The 20,617-nt window shown below is 61.2% G+C and carries 13 protein-coding genes and 1 other RNA gene; 6 read left to right on the top strand and 8 right to left on the bottom strand.

Annotated features, from left to right (window positions below):
• Positions 1 to 100 precede the first annotated feature (100 nt).
• The 6 genes from ffs to M0808_RS27120 form a co-directional block, all read right to left on the bottom strand.
• An RNA gene (gene ffs, locus M0808_RS27145) (signal recognition particle sRNA small type) lies at positions 101 to 197 on the bottom strand.
• Between the two features lie 111 nt (positions 198 to 308).
• On the bottom strand, positions 309 to 1,475 hold the full coding sequence (locus M0808_RS27140) for a putative zinc-binding metallopeptidase (RefSeq protein WP_247843068.1): 1,167 nt from the start codon (positions 1,473 to 1,475) through the stop codon (positions 309 to 311).
• A gap of 251 nt (positions 1,476 to 1,726) precedes the next feature.
• Positions 1,727 to 4,084, bottom strand: coding sequence for an NAD-dependent DNA ligase LigA (gene ligA, locus M0808_RS27135; RefSeq protein ID WP_247843067.1), 2,358 nt, complete (start codon positions 4,082 to 4,084; stop codon positions 1,727 to 1,729).
• A 224-nt stretch (positions 4,085 to 4,308) separates the two neighbouring features.
• On the bottom strand, positions 4,309 to 5,172 hold the full coding sequence (gene zipA / locus M0808_RS27130) for a cell division protein ZipA (RefSeq protein WP_027613270.1): 864 nt from the start codon (positions 5,170 to 5,172) through the stop codon (positions 4,309 to 4,311).
• 259 nt (positions 5,173 to 5,431) lie between these two features.
• On the bottom strand, positions 5,432 to 8,920 hold the full coding sequence (smc, locus tag M0808_RS27125) for a chromosome segregation protein SMC (protein ID WP_247843066.1): 3,489 nt from the start codon (positions 8,918 to 8,920) through the stop codon (positions 5,432 to 5,434).
• A gap of 2 nt (positions 8,921 to 8,922) precedes the next feature.
• On the bottom strand, positions 8,923 to 9,582 hold the full coding sequence (locus M0808_RS27120) for a GntR family transcriptional regulator (protein WP_007961062.1): 660 nt from the start codon (positions 9,580 to 9,582) through the stop codon (positions 8,923 to 8,925).
• 267 nt (positions 9,583 to 9,849) lie between these two features.
• Here M0808_RS27120 and xdhA point away from each other — a divergent pair, with 267 nt between their 5' ends.
• From xdhA to guaD, 4 genes are all read left to right on the top strand, one after another.
• A complete protein-coding gene (gene xdhA, locus M0808_RS27115) occupies positions 9,850 to 11,304 on the top strand; it encodes a xanthine dehydrogenase small subunit (protein WP_247843065.1) in 1,455 nt (484 codons plus the stop codon).
• Positions 11,297 to 13,696 (top strand): xanthine dehydrogenase molybdopterin binding subunit, encoded by a 2,400-nt coding sequence (gene xdhB, locus M0808_RS27110; protein WP_204896396.1) that lies wholly within the window; start codon positions 11,297 to 11,299, stop codon positions 13,694 to 13,696. The genes xdhA and xdhB overlap by 8 nt, the downstream gene beginning before the upstream one ends.
• A gap of 149 nt (positions 13,697 to 13,845) precedes the next feature.
• Positions 13,846 to 14,703, top strand: a complete 858-nt coding sequence (gene xdhC, locus M0808_RS27105) for a xanthine dehydrogenase accessory protein XdhC (protein ID WP_247843064.1) — start codon at positions 13,846 to 13,848, stop codon at positions 14,701 to 14,703.
• A 13-nt stretch (positions 14,704 to 14,716) separates the two neighbouring features.
• A complete protein-coding gene (guaD, locus tag M0808_RS27100; RefSeq protein WP_247843063.1) occupies positions 14,717 to 16,021 on the top strand; it encodes a guanine deaminase in 1,305 nt (434 codons plus the stop codon).
• Positions 16,022 to 16,204: 183 nt separating this feature from the next.
• Here guaD and M0808_RS27095 read toward each other — a convergent pair whose 3' ends face one another.
• Complete coding sequence (locus tag M0808_RS27095) at positions 16,205 to 16,969, bottom strand: GntR family transcriptional regulator (RefSeq protein WP_007961054.1); 765 nt, start codon at positions 16,967 to 16,969, stop codon at positions 16,205 to 16,207.
• Positions 16,970 to 17,328: 359 nt separating this feature from the next.
• Here M0808_RS27095 and M0808_RS27090 point away from each other — a divergent pair, with 359 nt between their 5' ends.
• Positions 17,329 to 18,525, top strand: coding sequence for a benzoate/H(+) symporter BenE family transporter (locus tag M0808_RS27090; RefSeq protein ID WP_098967966.1), 1,197 nt, complete (start codon positions 17,329 to 17,331; stop codon positions 18,523 to 18,525).
• Positions 18,526 to 18,562: 37 nt separating this feature from the next.
• Here the strand turns inward: M0808_RS27090 and M0808_RS27085 are convergent, their stop codons facing one another.
• Positions 18,563 to 18,907, bottom strand: coding sequence for a YggL family protein (locus M0808_RS27085; RefSeq protein ID WP_007952029.1), 345 nt, complete (start codon positions 18,905 to 18,907; stop codon positions 18,563 to 18,565).
• 235 nt (positions 18,908 to 19,142) lie between these two features.
• On the opposite strand from M0808_RS27085, the gene dacB reads away from it, so the two are divergent.
• A complete protein-coding gene (gene dacB, locus M0808_RS27080) occupies positions 19,143 to 20,603 on the top strand; it encodes a D-alanyl-D-alanine carboxypeptidase/D-alanyl-D-alanine-endopeptidase (RefSeq protein ID WP_139055672.1) in 1,461 nt (486 codons plus the stop codon).
• Positions 20,604 to 20,617 lie beyond the last annotated feature (14 nt).

The following is a 20,617-nucleotide window of genomic DNA, read 5'->3' as shown; positions in this document are numbered from 1 at the left end:
AGGGGCTGGTGTGAAAGCCCAAATCGCGGGCATAAAAAAACCGCAGTGGGCGAAACCCATGCAGTTCTGTTGAAGCGTTCTTCGTTCGTTAAGGTGGTAACCCCACCAGCCACACCCCGGCACACAATGTTCCCGCTGTGGCTGCTGCCTTCCGGCTCTGACCAGGTTCACGGGTAATCGTTGCGGGGGGACCGATGGGGTCACCATAACGACACTCACCTGTCGGCGAGCCGCGCCATTGTACCTATCTGAAGCGAAGTTACAACCGTTGGTTTCAGATAAAAAATATGAAGGGCTTCAAGCACTTGCTATTGCGCCTGCAACACCTCGTCCGCCTTGCCGCCCGCCTGCTGGATCACCAGATGGATGAAGTGCAGCTTGGCAATCGCCGCCGCCGGCAGCACGAACGGGTAGAAATCCGGCTGCCCCATGCTGCGTGACAGCTCGTTGAGCATGCCCGCCAGTTCGATCCACGCATTGACGAACGACAGGAACGCCGCGCCGCCGGGGTGCTCCGGGTCGTACAGCGTGCTGGACGGGAACGGCTGGTAGTCGAAGTCCATTTCCCGCGCGCTCATGCCGAAACCCAGCGCGGTATCAACCGCATCCATCATGTGCAGGTAATGCGCCCAGGTTTCCGCCCAGTCTTCCCATGGGTGCATGGTCGCGTAGGCGCTGACGTAGTGTTGCGTCCAGTCCAGCGGTGCGCCCTGTTGATAATGACGGTCGAGCGCTTCGGCGTAACTGGCGCGCTCGTCGCCGAACAGGTTGCGAAAAGCTTCGAGCCACGGGCCGTTGGCGATCAGTCGATCCCAATAATAATGCCCGACCTCATGCCGGAAATGCCCGAGCAGCGTGCGATAGGGCTCATGCATCGCCGCCCGCACCTGCTCGCGATGGGCGTCGTCGGCTTCTTTGATATCGAGGGTGATCAGACCGTTGGCGTGGCCGGTCATTGGCGCGTTGCCTTCGAGATCGACGCCGATGAAGTCGAAGGCCAGGCCGGTGGCCTCATCCACGGTTTTCGGGATGACCGGCAGGCCGAGGGTGATCAGTTGCGCCACCAGCCGGCGCTTGGCGATTTCGACTTTGCGCCAGCGTTCGGGGTTTTCCGGCACTGAAAGGTCGGGGATGGTGCGGTTGAGGCTGCAGGCGATGCACAGGCTGTCGTGGCCGTTATCCGGCAGCAGCCAGTTGCACGCGGCGGGAGTGTCGAGGTTGGCGCAGCGACGAAACAATCCGGCGTCGGGATCGGCATCGAGTGTCCAACTGCCGTCCTGTGGCCCGGGCTGCAACGAGGTCAGGCGACTTTCTTCAGGCTGATAGCCCAACAACGCGCTGCAAGCCAGGCACTGACTGTTGCGAAAGAACAGCGACTGGCCGCAGCGGCACGGCCAGATTTTGCTGTTGCGTGAAGATTCGCCCATGAACGGCGCGACAATGCGGGAACTGAGCTGCTCGAAAAAGCGGTACATGGCGATCTCTCCCTGGGGCTTGCCAAGACTAGATCATTGCCGAGCCGACATCGTTCCGAATACTCCACGGCTATTGGCCGATACCACCCTTGTGGTGAGGGGATTTAGCGAAACGTCGCACCGCCCCGATGGGTTGCGAAGCAGCCCCAAATCCTAAAACTCAGTTGAATCAGACAAACCGTGTGCTCAGGCTTTACGACTGCTGCGCAGCCGGTCGGGGATAAATCCCCTCACTACAGGTTTGAGCCCTATCAGGCAGAAATGCCATGGGTTTTGAGGAAAGCGATAAACGCCTCTTCATCCATCACCTTCACCCCCAGCTCATTGGCCTTGGTCAGCTTCGAGCCAGCACCCGGCCCTGCGACCACACAATGAGTTTTCGCCGAGACCGAGCCAGCAACCTTGGCGCCGAGGCTTTCCAGGTGTTCTTTAGCCACATCACGGCTCATCAATTCGACCTTGCCGGTCAGCACCCAGGTCTCGCCGGACAGCGGCAGGCCTTCGACGACTTTCTTCTCGCTCAGCCAGTGCATGCCGAAATCCCGCAGCTGTTTCTCGGCGGCCTCGGCGATCTGCCGATGCTCGGACACAGCAAAAAACTCGCGCACCGAATTGGCCTGCTTCTCCGGTAGCGCCTGACGCATGTCCAGCCAGTCGGCATTCATTACCGCGTCCAGCGAACCGAATTTGTCCGCCAGTTTCTGCGCGCCGCCCGGGCCGACAAAGGGAATGTGCAGCTTGTCGAGGAGACCGCCGAGCGTGGTGCTGGCGGCGAACTCGGCGCCCAGTTCGCCCTGATCCTGAATCTGCAGGCCATGCCCCAACAACTCGGTGATCACCTGCTGGTTGTGCTCATCCTCAAAGAAGCTGTGAATCTCGTGCGCCACTTCCAGGCCGATGTCCGGCAGGTAGGTCAGCACTTGCGGCAGCGCCTGCTGCACGCGCTCCAGGGAACCGAGCGAGCGCGCCAACACCTTGGCCGTTTCCTCACCGACATCGGGAATGCCCAGCGCATAAATGAACCGCGCCAGTCCCGGTTGCTTGCTGTCTTCAATCGCCGCCAGCAGCTTGTTGCTGGAGACCTCGGCAAAGCCCTCCAGATCGACAATGTCGTCGAACTTCAGCGCGTACAGATCGGCCGGCGAGCTGACCAGACCTTCATCGACCAGTTGCTCGACGCTCTTGTCACCAAGGCCTTCGATATCCATCGCCCGGCGCGAGACGAAGTGAATGATCGCCTGCTTCAGTTGCGCGCCACAGGCCAGACGGCCAACGCAGCGGTACACCGCGCCTTCGCTGATGGTTTCCTTGCCTTTGCTGCGCTTGACCAGTTGCGTGCGCTCGACATGGGAGCCGCAGACCGGGCAATTCTCTGGAATCGCCACAGGACGGGCATTCTCCGGGCGACGTTCGGTGACCACTTGCACCACCTGCGGGATCACGTCACCGGCGCGACGGATGATCACCGTGTCGCCGATCATCAGGCCCAGGCGCGCCACTTCATCCATGTTGTGCAGGGTCGCGTTGGCCACAGTGACGCCCGCGACCTTGACCGGTTTCAGCCGCGCCACCGGAGTGACCGCGCCGGTGCGACCGACCTGGAATTCCACGTCGAGCAGTTCGGTGAGTTCTTCCATGGCCGGGAATTTGTGCGCAATCGCCCAGCGCGGTTCGCGGGCCCGGAAGCCCAGCTCGCGCTGATCGGCGATGCTGTTGACCTTGAACACCACACCGTCGATTTCGTAGGCCAGCGCGTTACGCCGCTCACCGATGTCGCGGTAGTAATCCAGGCACTCGCCGATGCCTTTGGCCAGCTTCAGCTCGTGGCTGATCGGCATGCCCCACTTCTGCAATTGCTTGAGGTTGCCGATGTGAGTATCGGAGATATCGTGGGAGACCTGACCGATGCCGTAGCAGCAGAATTCCAGCGGGCGGTTGGCGGTGATCTTCGAATCCAGCTGACGCAGGCTGCCGGCAGCGGCGTTGCGCGGGTTGGCGAAGGTCTTGCCGCCGACTTCCAGTTGCGAGGCGTTGAGGCGCTCGAAACCGGCCTTGGACATGAACACTTCCCCGCGCACTTCGAGGGTCGCCGGCCAGCCTGTGCCGTGCAGCTTCAACGGGATGTTGCGCACGGTGCGCACGTTGACGCTGATGTCTTCACCGGTGGTGCCGTCGCCACGGGTGGCGCCGCGCACCAGCACGCCGTCCTGATACAGCAGGCTGACCGCCAGGCCATCGAGTTTCGGCTCGCAGCTGTATTCCACCGCCGCGCCGCCACCGAACAGATCACCGGCCGGCAGATCCAGACCTTCGGTCACCCGGCGGTCGAACTCGCGCATGTCGGTTTCTTCGAAGGCGTTGCCGAGGCTGAGCATCGGCACTTCGTGACGCACCTGGGTGAACGCGGTCAGCGCCACACTGCCGACACGCTGGGTCGGCGAGTCGCTGGTGATCAATTCCGGATTGGCCGCTTCCAGTGCCTTGAGCTCGTGAAACAACCGGTCGTACTCGGCGTCCGGAATGCTCGGCTCGTCAAGGACGTGGTAACGGTAGTTGTGCTGATCGAGTTCAGCGCGCAGCTCTAGAATGCGGTTTTTGGCGGCGGTCATGGGTGTTCTCTCATAAAGCAAAAGAGCAGCCGAGGCTGCTCAATCTTCTAAATCACAATAGCTCAAGGCTATGGACATTGTGGCGAGGGAGCTTGCTCCCGCTGGGCTGCGAAGCAGCCCAATACCATCCACCGTGTTGCATCAGGCACAACCAGGTTGCAGGATTTACGGCGGCTTCGCCACCGAGCGGGAGCAAGCTCCCTCGCCACAACTGCGCTCTGGCCTTAGCGCTTCTGGGTCAGGGCGCGGCGTTCGAATTCGACGATGCGCTGACGGTAATGCTCGATGGTTTGCGCGGTCAGCACGCTGCGCTGGTCGTCTTTCAGCTCGCCGTTCAGTTCCTGCGACAGCTTGCGTGCTGCCGCCACCATCACGTCGAAGGCCTGCTTCGGATGACGCGGGCCTGGCAGGCCGAGGAAGAAGCTCACCGCCGGGGTGCTGAAATGGTCGATGTCGTCCAGATCGAAGATGCCCGGCTTGACCGCATTGGCCATGGAGAACAGCACTTCACCGTTGCCGGCCATGCTTTCGTGGCGGTGGAAAATATCCATCTCGCCAAAACGCAGACCGCTTTCCAGAATATTCTGCAGCAGGGCCGGGCCTTTGAAGCCGGCGGCGTCGCGGCAGATCACGCTGATCACCAGGACTTCTTCGGCTTGCGGCTGATCCTTGTCGGCCACCGCTGGCGCAGGCTTGCTGTCGTCGACGAAGTCATCATCACGGCTGCTGAAGCTCGGGCCGCCGTCCAAATCCAGATCGAGGTTCAGGTCGCCCTGGGCCGGACCATTGCTGCCGCGCTTGCCACGTTTCGAACCGGATTCGCGAGGCTCGCGTGCTTCGCGGGCCGGCATGCTCACCGACGGCAGATCGTGTTCGTCCAGTTGCGGCTCTTTATGTGTGTCCAGCACGCGGGCCGGGCCCAACAGCTCAGCGCTGGTGTCCTCGTCCGGCAAGTTGGACAGACTTCGGTCAAGACGGAATTTCAGTTTTCCCTTGCCGCCGCGCATACGGCGCCAGCCATCGAAAAGAATACCGGCTATCACAATGATGCCGATGACGATCAGCCACTCGCGCAGACCGATTTCCATGTAATCCCGTGCCTCTATAAAAAATGCTGAAAAATAAGGGGTTTACATTGTGCAAACCGCTTTAAAACGTGGCGCCAACTCTATGTTCTGACAGGCGTTTTGCCCACGTATACGAAAAATTGACATTAAACTAGCACGACCAAAGACAACTTTACACCGTCTGTCACATTGGCTTGCGCGAATATGTCGATTGGCCAGCAAGTCGAAGTCGGTAAAAAAGTCCTACAGACTACTCATACCCTTCCGACACCACGCTGACTCAGGCGTCCACCATCGCCATCGCCTCCTCGACATCCACTGCAACCAGTCGCGAACAACCCGGCTCGTGCATCGTCACGCCCATCAGTTGATCGGCCATTTCCATGGCGATCTTGTTGTGGGTGATATAGATGAACTGCACGGTCTGCGACATCTCTTTAACCAATCGTGCGTAGCGTCCAACGTTAGCGTCATCCAGTGGCGCGTCAACTTCATCGAGCATGCAGAACGGCGCCGGATTCAATTTGAAGATCGCAAAAACCAGTGCCAGCGCGGTCAGGGCTTTTTCCCCGCCGGAGAGCAAATGGATGGTGCTGTTCTTCTTTCCTGGCGGCCGCGCCATGATCGTCACCCCTGTATCGAGTAGATCTTCGCCCGTCAGTTCCAAATACGCGCTGCCGCCACCGAAAACTTTCGGGAAAAGCGCCTGTAAACCGCCATTGATCTGATCAAAGGTATCTTTGAAGCGGTTACGGGTTTCCTTGTCGATCTTGCGAATGACGTTTTCCAGGGTCTCCAATGCTTCGACCAGATCGGCGTCCTGCGCATCCAGATAACGTTTACGCTCGGATTGTTGCGTGTATTCGTCGATGGCCGCGAGGTTGATCGCGCCCAGGCGCTGAATCCGCGCATTGATCCGTTCGAGTTCTTCTTCGGCGGCGCGTTCACTGGCCTCGGGGGTCAATGTCGCGAGCACGCCATTGAGATCGTAGCCGTCTTCGAGCAATTGATCCTGCAACGCCTTGCGCCGCACGGTCAGCGCTTGCCATTCCATGCGCTGCTGTTCGAGCTGGCCACGGATCAGTTGCGATTGCTGCTCGGCCTGGGTCCGGCGCTTTTCCGCCTCGCGCAGTTCGCGGTCGGCGTCTTCCAGCGCGATCTGCGCGGTCTTCAGTTCTTCGTCGACGGTCATGCGTTTGTCGAGCAGCTCTTCGAGTTTCAGGCGCAGCTCTTCCAGCGGTGCCTCGCCCTCCTCCAGATTCAGACTCAACTGCTCACGCTTTTCGGTCAGGCGCTCAGCCTGCATCTCCAGACGTTCCAACGCCTGGCGCGTGGAATCGTGCTGCGCGCGCAACGAACCGAGACGCACCGCCAGTTGATGGGCGTGATCCTTGTGCTGACGGGCTTCCTGGCGCACGCGGTCGAGGCGTTCGCGCAGGCTGTCGCGCTGAGCCAGCAGCAACTCGCGCTGCTCGGTGTCCAGCGCCATGGCATCGAGCGCTTCCTGCAATTGCATGCGCGCTTCGCCGATCTGTTCGTGTTCCAGTTCGCGTTGCTCGCCGAGTTCGATCAGCTCCTCATCGAGGCGGGTGCGGCGCAGCGTCAGCTGTTCAGCCTTGGCTTTACCGGCGGACAACTGGGCTTTCAATTCACCTTGGGAGCGGGCTTCGTCCTGCAGCAAACGGCGCAAATGCTCACGGCCGTTTTCCTGCTGCCGCTGTTGCGCCCGCAGGGTTTGCAGACGGGTTTCCATGGCTTCGACCGTGGCTTCGCGCTCTTCGCGTTCGACCTGCAGCGTCTCGATTTCCTGGCCACGGGCGAGCATGCCGCTCTCGGCTTCACTGGCGCGACGCACCCGCAGGAAGTGTCGGCCAACCCAGTAACCGTCGCGACTGATCAGGCTCTGCCCGGCACTCAACTGGCCGCGCAGGGCCAACGCCTGTTCAAGGCTGTCGACCGGTTTGACCTGGCCGAGCCACGGCGACAGATCGATCTGCGCCTCGACTTTATCCAGCAGGCTGCCCGCTACCCGAACACCATCGCTGGCGGGGCTGAGCAGGCGCAGATCGCCTTGGGTGAAACCGGACAGATCGAAACCGTTAAAGTCGTCCACCAGCACCGCTTGCAGATCGGCGCCGAGCACGGTTTCCACCGCCAGCTCCCAACCAGCCTCGACCTTCAAGCCTTCGGCGAGACGCGGCCGTTCGACGAGGTTGTGTTCCTTCAGCCATTCGGCGGTGCCGGTGCCCGGATCGAGCGCGGCTTGCTGCAAGGCTTCCAGCGAGGCCAGTCGTCCGTTGAGCCGCTGCAAATCGCCCTGCGCCTGCTGCTGCGCGGTCAGTGCCTGCTGCAATTCCTGACGCAGCTGTTCCAGTTTTTCGACCTGCGCTTCTTCGCTGGTCTGCAAATCTTCGAGGGTCGCTTCGGATTCGGCGAGCTGCTCGTTGAGCGCCATGATCGCCGCGTCTTCCGGGTCGGCGGAAAGCAGATCGCGCTCTTCGGCGAGACGCTTTTGCCGATCGGCCAGCCGCTCCATGCTGGTTTCCAGCTGCTGGATCCGCGACTGCTGCACTTCGGCCTGGCGCCGTGGTTCGGCAGCGGTCAGGTTGAAAGTGTCCCACTGCTCCTGCCAGCCGTGCATGACGCTTTCGGAATCTTCCAGCGCAGCGGCAGCTTCTTCGGCGGCGGCGCTGGTGACTTCCTGCTCGGGGGTGAGCATGTCCAGCTCTTCGCCGAGGGTCAGCAGCAGCGTGCGGTCGTGGCCCAGGTGCGATTCGGTTTCCAGACGCGCGCGCTCGGCTTCTTTCAGATCGTCCTGCAACTGACGCAAGCGCTGCTGGCCGTGCTGGATGCTCTGCTCGACCCGGGCGATGTCGCCGCCGACCGAATAGAAGCGGCCCTGCACCAGATTGAAGCGCTCGGACAGTTCATGGTGCCCGTCGCGCAGCCGCTCGATAGCCGCATCGGCATTGCGCTGCTCGGCGACCAGCGCTTCGAAACTGACTTCCTGGGTGCCGATGATCGACTCGCGCTGGCCGACCTGATCGTTCAGATCCTGCCAGCGCAGGGCCGACAGTTGCGCCTTGAGCTGGCGCTCTTCGGATTTGTATTCCTGATACTTCTTGGCGGACTCGGCCTGACGGTGCAAGCGCTCGAGCTGACGCTCAAGCTCTTCACGCAGGTCGGTCAGACGCGCAAGGTTTTCGTGGGTGCGGCGGATGCGGTTTTCAGTCTCGCGCCGGCGCTCCTTGTACTTGGAGATGCCCGCCGCTTCTTCGATAAAGTTGCGCAGGTCTTCCGGTTTGGCTTCGATCAGCTTGGAGATCATCCCCTGCTCGATGATCGAGTAGCTGCGCGGGCCGAGGCCGGTGCCGAGGAAGATGTCGGTGATGTCGCGACGGCGGCATTTGGCGCCGTTGAGGAAATAGCTGTTCTGGCTGTCGCGGGTGACTTTGCGGCGAATGGAGATCTCGGCGTAAGCCGCGTACTCGCCGACCAGGGTGCCGTCGGAGTTGTCGAACACCAGTTCGATGCTCGCCTGGCTCACCGGTTTGCGGCTGGTCGAGCCGTTGAAGATGACGTCGGTCATCGACTCGCCACGCAGGTTTTTCGCCGAACTTTCGCCCATCACCCAGCGCACGGCGTCGATGATGTTCGACTTGCCGCAACCGTTCGGCCCGACGACCGCCGCCATGTTACTGGGGAAGTTCACCGTGGTCGGGTCGACGAAGGACTTGAACCCCGCCAGTTTGATGCACTTCAGCCGCACGCTCAGGCAACCGTCAGGGCGGAGACCACCAGATCGCAGCTGCGCTGGGCGTAAGCCGTCAGCACGATGCGGATCTGCGGCAAATCACGGGCGAGCACAGCGGCCAGCAGGCGTTCGAACAGTTCGAGAAACTCGCTCATTTCGGCCTTGCGCTGTTCGAGGGCGAGGAAATAGGCACGGCTCATGGCCGGCTGCAGGTTCTCGACGGTCTCTTGCAGGTACGGGTTGTTGGCAAACGGGTACGCAGCGCGCATCACGGCGAAGCTGTCGTCGACGAAGGTGCGGATGTCCTGACGCTCGTAGCTGGCGGTCAGGCGCTGCTGGATCTGCACGAACGGCGCCATGTCGGCCTGGGTCTGCCAGCCATTGGCGACCGCATTGCCGAGCAGGATGTACAGCTCGCTCATCAGCGTGCACAGGCTCTGCACCTTGTGCGCGGTGAGTTCGGTGACATGGGCGCCACGTCGCGGCAGGATCGCGATCAGGTGTCGGCGCTCGAGGATCAGCAGGGCTTCGCGGACCGATCCGCGGCTGACATTGAGGGCCAGCGTGACCTTCTGTTCCTGAATGCGCTCTCCCGGCTTCATTTCGCCGCGAATGATGCGTTCGGCGAGGTGGTGAGCAATTTGCTCGGCGAGGCTGTCCGGCGCCTTGAACGTCATGGTTGTCCTTCAAACTCTTCGATCTGCACAAGCGGCGCAGTGTAGCGCAAATGCAGGTGCATGGCGGAGTGCCCGCACGGCGCTTTTTGGCACGATTCAAGCAAAAAGGCAGTGGATCCGCTCAGGGTCAATACTCAATACAGCACGCGTTAATCGACAAAACCGTTTTTCCTGACCTTTAAGTCAGAAAACCATTGACCGAAAAGTCAGACCTGCTAAATTCGGTTGAAGTCGGTTAACAACAATAATGAGTCTGCGAGGCCTTCCGTGATCCAGTTTTTACTTAACCAGGAACTCCGTAGCGAGCACGCCCTGGACCCGAATCTGACCGTGCTCAATTACCTGCGCGAACACGTGGGCAAATCCGGCACCAAAGAAGGCTGCGCCAGCGGCGACTGTGGCGCCTGCACCGTGGTGGTCGGCGAGTTGCAAACGGATGACGCCGGCCGCGAACACATTCGCTATCGCAGCCTCAACTCGTGCCTGACCTTTGTTTCGTCGCTGCACGGCAAACAACTGATCAGCGTCGAAGACCTCAAGCACCAGGGCGAACTGCACAGCGTGCAGAAAGCCATGGTCGAGTGCCACGGCTCGCAATGCGGTTTCTGCACCCCCGGCTTCGTCATGTCGTTGTTCGCCCTGCAAAAGAACAGCGATGCACCGGATCAGGCCAAGGCGCACGAAGCGCTGGCCGGCAACCTCTGCCGCTGCACCGGCTACCGGCCGATCCTCGCCGCCGCCGAGCAATCCTGCTGTGGCAAGCAACCGGACCAGTTCGACGCCCGCGAAGCCGAGACCATCGCCCGCCTCAAAGCCATCGCCCCGACCGATATCGGTGAACTCAACAGTGGCGACAAGCGCTGCCTGGTGCCGCTGACCGTCGCCGATCTGGCCGACCTCTACGACGCTTACCCACAAGCCCGGCTGCTGGCCGGCGGCACCGATCTGGCGCTGGAAGTCACCCAGTTCCATCGCACCCTGCCGGTGATGATCTACGTCGGCAACGTCGCCGAAATGAAGCGCATCGAAACCTTCGACGACCGCATCGAAATCGGCGCCGCCACCGCCCTCTCCGACTGCTACGAAGCGCTGACTGCCGAGTACCCGGACTTCGGCGAACTGCTGCACCGCTTCGCCTCGCTGCAGATCCGCAACCAGGGCACCCTCGGCGGCAACATCGGCAACGCCTCGCCGATCGGTGACTCGCCACCGCTGCTGATCGCCCTCGGCGCGCAGGTGGTGCTGTGCAAAGGTGAAACCCGGCGCACGCTGAACCTGGAAGATTACTTCATCGACTACAAGGTCACCGCCCGCCAGGAAAGCGAATTCATCGAAAAAATCATCGTCCCGCGTGCCACCGCCGAACAGCGCTTCCGCGCCTACAAAGTCTCCAAGCGTCTGGACGATGACATCTCCGCCGTCTGCGCCGCATTCAATCTGCGCGTGGAAAACGGCGTGATCAGCGATGCGCGCATGGCGTTCGGCGGCATGGCCGCGATTCCGAAACGCGCCGCCCACTGCGAAGCCGTGCTGCTCGGCCAACCGTTCAACAGCGCCGTGGTCGAACGCGCCTGCGCCGCACTGGCCGAAGACTTCACGCCGCTCTCGGACTTCCGCGCCAGCAAGGAATATCGCCTGCTCAGCGCGCAGAACCTGCTGCGTAAATACTTCATCGAACTGCAAACACCGCACATCGAGACTCGGGTGACCGCTTATGTCTAACCATCACGCCGTAGAGAAGACTCAAGCCGAACTGGCGGAACTGTTCGCCAAGGACCTGACCACCGGTGTCGGCCGCAGCGTCAAGCACGACAGCGCCGCCAAGCATGTGTCCGGTGAAGCGCAGTACATCGATGACCGCCTGGAATTCCCCAATCAGCTGCACGTGTACGCACGGCTGTCGGACCGCGCCCACGCGAAAATCATCAGCATCGACACCAAGCCCTGCTACGCCTTCGAAGGCGTGCGCATTGCGATCACCCACGAAGACGTGCCGGGCCTGAAAGACATCGGCCCGTTGCTGCCGGGCGATCCGCTGCTGGCCATCGATGACGTGCAGTTCGTCGGGCAACCGGTACTGGCCGTGGCCGCGAAAGACCTGGAAACCGCACGCAAAGCGGCGATGGCGGCGATCATCGAATACGAAGATCTCGAGCCGGTGCTGGATGTGGTCGAAGCCTTGCGCAAGCGCCACTTCGTGCTCGACAGCCACACCCATCAGCGTGGCGATTCGGCTTCGGCATTGGCCACCGCCGAACATCGTATTCAAGGCACGCTGCACATCGGCGGTCAGGAACACTTTTATCTGGAAACCCAGATCTCCTCGGTGATGCCCACCGAAGACGGCGGCATGATCGTCTACTGCTCGACGCAGAACCCCACCGAAGTGCAGAAGCTGGTGGCCGAAGTGCTCGACGTGTCGATGAACAAGATCGTCGTCGACATGCGCCGCATGGGCGGTGGTTTCGGCGGCAAGGAAACCCAGGCCGCCAGCCCGGCGTGCCTGTGCGCGGTGATCGCGCACCTCACCGGGCAGCCGACCAAGATGCGCCTGCCACGGGTCGAAGACATGCTGATGACCGGCAAGCGCCACCCGTTCTATGTCGAGTACGACGTCGGCTTCGACAGCAGCGGACGTCTGCACGGCATCGCCATGGACCTGGCCGGCAACTGCGGCTGTTCGCCGGACCTGTCGGCGTCAATTGTCGACCGGGCGATGTTTCACTCGGACAACTCGTACTACCTCGGTGACGCGACCATCAACGGTCACCGCTGCAAGACCAACACCGCGTCGAACACCGCTTACCGGGGTTTCGGCGGCCCGCAAGGGATGGTCGCCATCGAAGAAGTGATGGACGCGATTGCCCGTCACCTCAACCTCGATCCGCTGGCGGTGCGCAAGGCCAACTACTACGGCAAGACCGAGCGCAACGTCACCCACTACTACCAGACCGTCGAGCACAACATGCTCGAAGAGATGACTGCCGAACTGGAAGAAAGCAGCCAGTACGCCGAGCGCCGCGAAGCGATCCGTCGCTACAACGCCAACAGCCCGATCCTGAAAAAAGGCCTGGCGCTGACCCCGGTGAAGTTCGGCATTTCCTTCACCGCCAGTTTCCTCAATCAGGCCGGCGCGCTGATCCACGTCTACACCGACGGCAGCATCCACCTGAACCACGGCGGCACGGAAATGGGCCAGGGTCTCAACACCAAAGTCGCGCAGGTGGTGGCCGAAGTGTTCCAGGTGGAAATGGATCGGGTGCAGATCACCGCGACCAACACCGACAAAGTGCCGAACACCTCGCCGACTGCGGCCTCCAGCGGCGCTGACCTCAACGGCAAGGCCGCGCAGAACGCCGCCGAGATCATCAAGCAGCGTCTGGTGGAATTCGCCGCGCGGCACTACAAGGTCAGCGAAGAAGACGTGGAATTCCACAACGGCCATGTGCGCGTGCGTGACCACATCATGACCTTCGAAGCGCTGATCCAGCTGGCGTATTTCAATCAGGTCTCGCTGTCGAGCACCGGCTTCTACAAGACCCCGAAAATCTACTACGACCGCAGCCAGGCACGGGGTCGGCCGTTCTACTACTTCGCCTTCGGTGCGGCGTGCTGCGAAGTGATCGTCGACACCCTGACCGGCGAGTACAAGATGCTGCGTACCGACATCCTCCACGACGTCGGCGCCTCGTTGAACCCGGCGATCGACATCGGTCAGGTCGAGGGCGGTTTCGTCCAGGGCATGGGCTGGCTGACCATGGAAGAGCTTGTCTGGAACAACAAGGGCAAGCTGATGACCAACGGCCCGGCCAGCTACAAGATCCCGGCAGTGGCGGACATGCCGCTGGACCTGCGGGTGAAGCTGGTGGAAAACCGCAAGAACCCGGAAGACACGGTGTTCCATTCCAAGGCTGTGGGTGAGCCGCCGTTCATGCTCGGGATTGCCGCGTGGTGCGCGATCAAGGACGCGGTGGCGAGCCTTGGCGACTACAAGCATCAGCCGCAGATCGACGCGCCGGCGACTCCGGAGCGGGTGTTGTGGGGGTGTGAGCAGATGCGTCAGCTCAAGACAGTGAAAGCGGTCGAAGCTGAAACCGAGCTGGCTCCGCTCTAGGGACCGAGGTGCGGCCATTCGCGAGCAAGCTCGCTCCCACAGTAGATCTTCAGTGGGCACAGATTTTGTGGAAGACAGAGATCAAAAATGTGGGAGCGAGCTTGCTCGCGAATAGGCCCGAACAGACAACGATGTTGTAGGGGTGAACTATGTACAACTGGATCGACGCCCTCGCCGACCTGCAGAACCAGGGCGAACCCTGTGTTCTGGTGACGATCATTGAAGAACTCGGCTCGACCCCGCGCAACGCCGGCTCGAAAATGGTCGTCAGCGCCAGACAGACCTTCGACACCATCGGTGGCGGGCATCTGGAATACAAAGCCATGCAGATCGCCCGCGAGATGCTCGCCAGCGGCAAGCAGGACACCCATCTGGAGCGCTTCAGCCTCGGCGCCAGCCTCGGCCAGTGCTGCGGTGGCGCCACCGTGTTGCTCTTCGAACCGATGGGCCAGGTGCAGGCGCAGATCGCTGTGTTCGGCGCCGGGCATGTCGGCCGTGCGTTGGTGCCGTTGCTCGCCAGCCTGCCGTGCCGGGTGCGCTGGATCGATTCGCGGGAAGAGGAATTCCCCGAACAGATCCCCCACGGCGTGCGTAAAATCGTCGCCGAAGAGCCTGTGGATGAAATCGACGACCTGCCCGCCGGCAGCTACTGCATCGTCATGACCCACAACCATCAGCTCGACCTGGAACTCACTGCCGCGATCCTCAAGCGCAACGACTTCGCTTACTTCGGCCTGATCGGTTCGAAGACCAAACGGGCCAAGTTCGAACATCGCCTGCGTGATCGCGGTTTCGACAGCGGCGTCGTGCAACGCATGCGCTGCCCGATGGGCATTGGCGAAGTCAAAGGCAAACTGCCTGTGGAAATCGCCATCTCCATCGCCGGCGAAATCATCGCCACCTATAACGCCAATTTCGGCCAGCACAGCGCCAGCGCCGAACCGATTGCCAAATTGCTGCCGGTTTCCCGGCGCAGTCAGGCCGCCAAACTCAAAGCCTCAAACTGATTAGAGAACCCTCATGCCTCTGACTCGCAAAGCCTACCGCGCCGCCATCCTGCACAGCATCGCCGACCCCGCCGACGTCGGGATCGAAGCCTCCTACGAATATTTCGAGGACGGCCTGCTGGTGGTCGATGGCGGCAAGATCAGCGCCCTCGGCCACGCCAGCGACCTGCTGCCGACCCTGCCGGCGGACATCGAGATCACCCACTATCAGGACGCGCTGATCACCCCGGGCTTCATCGACACCCACATCCACCTGCCGCAAACCGGCATGGTCGGCGCCTACGGCGAGCAACTGCTGGACTGGCTCAACACCTACACCTTCCCGTGCGAAAGCCAGTTCGGTGACAAGGCCCACGCCGACGACGTGGCCGATATCTTCATCAAGGAACTGCTGCGCAACGGCACCACCACCGCGCTGGTATTCGGCAGCGTGCACCCGCAGTCGGTGAACTCGTTCTTCGAGGCGGCCGAGAAGCTCGACCTGCGGATGATCGCCGGCAAGGTGATGATGGACCGCAACGCGCCGGACTATCTGACCGACACCGCCGAATCGAGCTACGTCGAGAGCAAGGCGCTGATCGAACGCTGGCATGGCAAGGGCCGCCTGCACTACGCGGTCACCCCGCGTTTCGCTCCTACCAGCACCCCGGAGCAACTGACCCTCGCCGGCCAACTGTTGACCGAATACCCGGATCTGTACATGCAGACCCACATCAGCGAAAACCTCAAGGAAATCGAGTGGGTCAAGGAACTGTTCCCGGAGCGCAAGAGCTATCTGGACGTTTACGATCACTACCAACTGCTCGGCGAGCGCTCGGTGTTCGCCCACGGCGTGCACCTGTGCGACGACGAATGCGCGCGACTGGCGGAAACCGGCTCGGCGATCTCGTTCTGCCCGACCTCGAACTTCTTCCTCGGCAGTGGTTTGTTCAATCTGCCGATGGCCGAGAAGCACAAGCTCAACGTCGGTCTCGGCACTGACGTCGGCGGCGGCACCAGTTTCTCGCTGCTGCAAACGCTGAACGAAGCCTACAAAGTCATGCAGCTGCAGGGCGCGCGGTTGAGTCCGTTCAAGTCGCTGTACTTGGCGACGCTGGGCGGTGCGCGGGCACTGCGTCTGGAAGACAAGATCGGCAACCTGCAACCGGGTTCCGATGCGGACTTCCTGGTGCTGGACTACAACGCCACGCCACTGCTGAGCTATCGCCTGAAACAGGCTAACAACATTGCTGAAACGTTGTTTGTGCTGATGACACTGGGCGATGACCGCACGGTGCAGCAGACGTATGCGGCGGGGGCTTTGGTGCATCAGCGCTGAGTTTTTTCAAGGCATAAAAAATCCCCCGGTGGTGTTAGCACCGGGGGATTTTTGTTGCCTGTCTGACCGTATTCGCGAGCAAGCCCGCTCCCACAGGGGATCTCAGTCGATGCCAAATTTTATATTCACTGAAGATCCAATGTGGGAGCGGGCTTGCTCGCGAAGGCCGCGACTCGGTATCAGTCAGAGTTTCGCCGCAGGGCGCCCAGGCTTCTTGGTCTGCAACAAATGCGAGAACACCGCATGCAGATCATCCGACGCACTCTCCTCATCGAGGTTGAGCTTGCTGTCGATGTGGTCCATGTGATGCATCATCAGGTCCACCGCCAACTCACCGTTGCGCGCTTCGATGGCGTCGATCAACTGGGTGTGCTCGTCGTAGGAGCAATGCGAGCGGTTGCCGCTTTCGTACTGGGCAATGATCAGCGAGGTCTGCGAGACCAGGCTGCGCTGGAAGCTGATCAGTGGCGCGTTTTTCGCCGCTTCGGCCAGTTTCAGGTGGAATTCGCCCGACAGACGGATACCGGCGCCGCGATCGCCACGGGAGAAACTGTCGCGCTCGTCGTTGACCATCTGACGCAGTTCGGCGATCTGCTCGGCGGTGGCGTGCTGCACGGCCAGTTCGGTGATCGCGCGCTCCACCAGACGGCGGGCCATGAACACCTGACGCGCTTCTTCAACGCTCGGGCTGGCGACGACCGCGCCACGGTTCGGCCGCAACAGGACCACGCCTTCATGGGCCAGACGCGACAGCGCGCGGCGAATGATGGTGCGGCTGACCCCGAAGATTTCCCCCAGCGCTTCTTCGCTCAATTTTGTACCGGGCGCCAGACGCTGTTCGAGGATGGCCTCGAAGATATGCGCGTAGACAATATCGTCCTGGGTTCCGCTGCGGCCGGCTTTGCCTGCTCGCGGTTGTTTCTTGAGGGGTTGCAACTGTTCGTTCATGGGCACTCGAGTCGGGAGAACTGCGGCGAATAGACCGTGACTGTAATACGGCACAGTAGGTCGCTGGCAAGTATCGCGTAAAAAACAGCGCGATTGTACACAATGAATGGTGGCAACACGACTGTATGGCTGTTTGTGACCACGGCTGTATTGCAACGATCCGTTACGATTGAGTTTAGGCTTGATCGCAGAATCCGCAGCCAGAACACAAATCCCCCTGTGGGAGCGGGCTTGCTCGCGAAAGCGGTGTGTCAGACCACATCTGCTTTTACTGACCCACCGCTTTCGCGAGCAAGCCCGCTCCCACAGGGGTTCAGGTAATTGCGGGGATCTTCATCTGTATAAGGAACACCGCCGTCATGAACGACGCCACCTACACCCGCCTGCGCCCTCTCGCCGACACTTCGCCCTCAGCGATCGTTGCCGGGTTCATTGCAATGATGACCGGCTACACCAGTTCGCTGGTGCTGATGTTCCAGGCCGGGCAAGCGGCGGGCCTGAGCAGCGGGCAGATTTCCTCGTGGATCTGGGCGATCTCGATTGGCATGGCGGTGTGCTCGATCGGCCTGTCGCTGCGCTATCGCACGCCAATCACCATCGCCTGGTCGACACCGGGTGCAGCCCTGCTGATCACCAGCCTGGGCGGCGTCAGCTACGGTGAGGCCATCGGCGCCTACATCACTTGCGCGGTGCTGGTGACCATTTGCGGGCTGACCGGCAGCTTCGAACGCTTGGTGAAGAAGATCCCGGCGTCGCTGGCGGCAGCGTTGCTGGCGGGGATTCTGTTCAAGATCGGCAGCGAAATCTTCGTCGCCGCGCAACATCGCACCGGGCTGGTGCTGGGGATGTTCTTCACTTATCTGCTGGTCAAACGCCTGTCACCGCGTTACGCGGTACTGGCTGCGCTACTGATCGGCACTGCGCTGTCAGGTTTCATGGGGCTGCTGGATTTCAGCGGTTTCCATCTGGAACTGGCGACGCCAGTCTGGACCACGCCGCACTTCTCGCTGGCCGCAACCATCAGCATCGGCATTCCGTTGTTCGTGGTGGCGATGACTTCGCAGAACATGCCCGGCATCGCCGTACTGCGCGCCGACGGCTACAACGTGCCGGCCTCGCCGCTGATCACCACCACCGGCATCGCCTCGCTGTTGCTGGCGCCATTCGGCTCCCACGGCATCAACCTCGCGGCGATCAGCGCGGCGATCTGTACCGGGCCGCACGCCCATGAGGATCGCAACAAACGCTACACCGCCGCCGTCTGGTGCGGGATTTTTTACGGGATTGCCGGCGTATTCGGCGCTACGTTGGCGGCGCTGTTTGCCGCGTTGCCAAAAGAACTGGTGCTGTCGATTGCCGCGCTGGCGCTGTTCGGTTCGATCATCAACGGCCTGAGCATTGCCATGACCGAAGTGAAGGAACGCGAGGCGGCGCTGATCACCTTTATGGTCACGGCGTCGGGGTTGACGCTGTTTTCCATCGGCTCGGCGTTCTGGGGGATTGTCGCGGGGGTTTTGACGTTACTGATTTTGAATTGGCGTAAAGCCCAGGCATAAAAAAACGGCGACCCTCAGGTCGCCGTTTTTTTCAGTATCACTTGGCCGCGTTGATCGGCTTTTCCGGATACCAAACGTCCAGCAGCGGGCTGATTTCAGTAGAAGTCAGCTCGGAGCGGGTTTTCAGCCAGGCTTCAACAGCAGCACGCTGCTCTTCGGAGACCGAACCACGCTTCTGCAGGCAAACCAGACCGAAGTCGTCGCCGCCGACATAGCCCAGACCGTTGGCTTCCATGGCTTCTTTGATGAATGCTTCGAGGAAAGCGTCAATGGCTTCTTCGGACAGGTCTTCTTTGAAGCCCAGGTTCAGTTCGAAACCCAGCTCTTGAAATTCATCGACGCACAGTTTTTTGCGCAGACGCTGGGAACGGTTAGTCGCCATTGGAACAATCCTCTTAAGTAATAACGGCCGGCACTTTACCAGTTTAAGCGGTCAATTGCCCGACTCTCTGGGCGCTGAGGCCGACCGCCTGTAAAAAAAATAACGAAATGGCCGCCCCGGGCAAGGCACAAGCTGTTACACCTTGGGGCATAATGCCGACACTTTCATGACCACTGAGGGCTTTTTCATCCATGCCCTCGTTATTTTTCCCCTCTTCTGCAGGGTTTTATTTCATATGATCAAATCGTTGCGTCCTCTCTTTCTCGCCGGCCTTCTTCTGCCCCTGGCCCTGCCGGTTGCCGCTGCCACTATCAATACCGCCCTCACCCCTAACGTCGAAAAAGCCCTCAAGGCCAGCAAGCTGCAGCCGACTGCACTGTCGCTGGTGATGATTCCGCTCGACGGCCCGGGCAATCCGACCGTGTATAACGCCGACGTCTCGGTCAACCCGGCCTCGACCATGAAACTGGTCACCACCTACGCCTCGCTGGAAATGCTCGGCCCCAACCATCAGTGGAAAACCGAGTTCTACACCGACGGCGACCTCAGTGGCGGCATTCTCAACGGCAACCTGTACCTCAAGGGCGGCGGCGATCCGAAGCTGAACATGGAAAAACTCTGGCTGTTGATGCGCGACCTGCGCGCCAACGGCGTGACCCAGGTCACCGGCGATCTGATCCTCGACCGCAGCTTCTTCATCCAGCCGCAACTGCCCGAGTTCAACGACGACGGCAATGACGAGAACAAGCCGTTCCTGGTCAAACCCGACTCGCTGCTGGTCAACCTCAAGGCCCTGCGCTTCGTCGCGCGCAATGACGGGGGCCGGGTGCTGATCTCGGTGGAGCCGCCGATTGCCAGCGTGCGCATCGAAAACACGGTCAAGGCGCTCAACTCCAAGCAGTGCACCGGTGGCGTTCGCTACAACCCGGTAACCCAGGCTGACGGCAGCGTGACCGTGACCGTCGCCGGTCAATTGGGCGAAGGCTGCAGCTCGCAGACTTATCTGTCGCTGCTTGACCACGCGACCTACACCGCCGGTGCCGTGCGCGCGATCTGGAAAGAACTGGGCGGCAGCATCCAGGGCAAGGATCGCCTCGCCGCGACCCCGAGCAGCGCCAAGCTGCTGGCCCGCGCCTACTCGCCGGATCTGGCGGAAATCATCCGCGACATCAACAAATACAGTAACAACACCATGGCCCAGCAGCTGTTCCTGAGCCTTGGCCAGAAGTACCGCAACGAAGCCGACGGTGACGACGCCAAGGCCGCACAACGCGTAGTCCGCCAGTGGCTGGCGAAGAAAGGCATCACCGCGCCGCACCTGGTGATGGAGAACGGTTCCGGGCTGTCGCGCGCCGAACGCGTCAGCGCCCGCGAGATGGCCAACATGCTGCAAGCCGCCTGGCACAGCCCGTACGCCGCCGAGTACATCAGCTCGCTGCCGATTGCCGGCACCGACGGCACCATGCGCAAACGCCTGAAGACCACCGCGATGCGCGGCGAGGCCCACGTCAAGACCGGCACCCTGAACACCGTGCGCGCGATCGCCGGCTTCAGCCGCGACGTCAACGGCAACACCTGGGCGGTGGTGGCGATCCTCAACGACAAGGCCCCGTTCGGCGCGTCGTCGGTGCTGGATCAGGTGCTGCTGGACCTGTACAAGCAGCCGCGCCTGCCGCAGACGGCTTCGGCCCTGTAAAAACACAGCCGCTC

Origin of the sequence: Pseudomonas sp. MWU12-3103b, from assembly GCF_023100615.1 — a bacterium.
In the GTDB taxonomy this organism is placed as follows: Bacteria; Pseudomonadota; Gammaproteobacteria; order Pseudomonadales; family Pseudomonadaceae; genus Aquipseudomonas; species Aquipseudomonas putida_A.
This window is presented reverse-complemented; position numbering and strand designations above follow the sequence as displayed.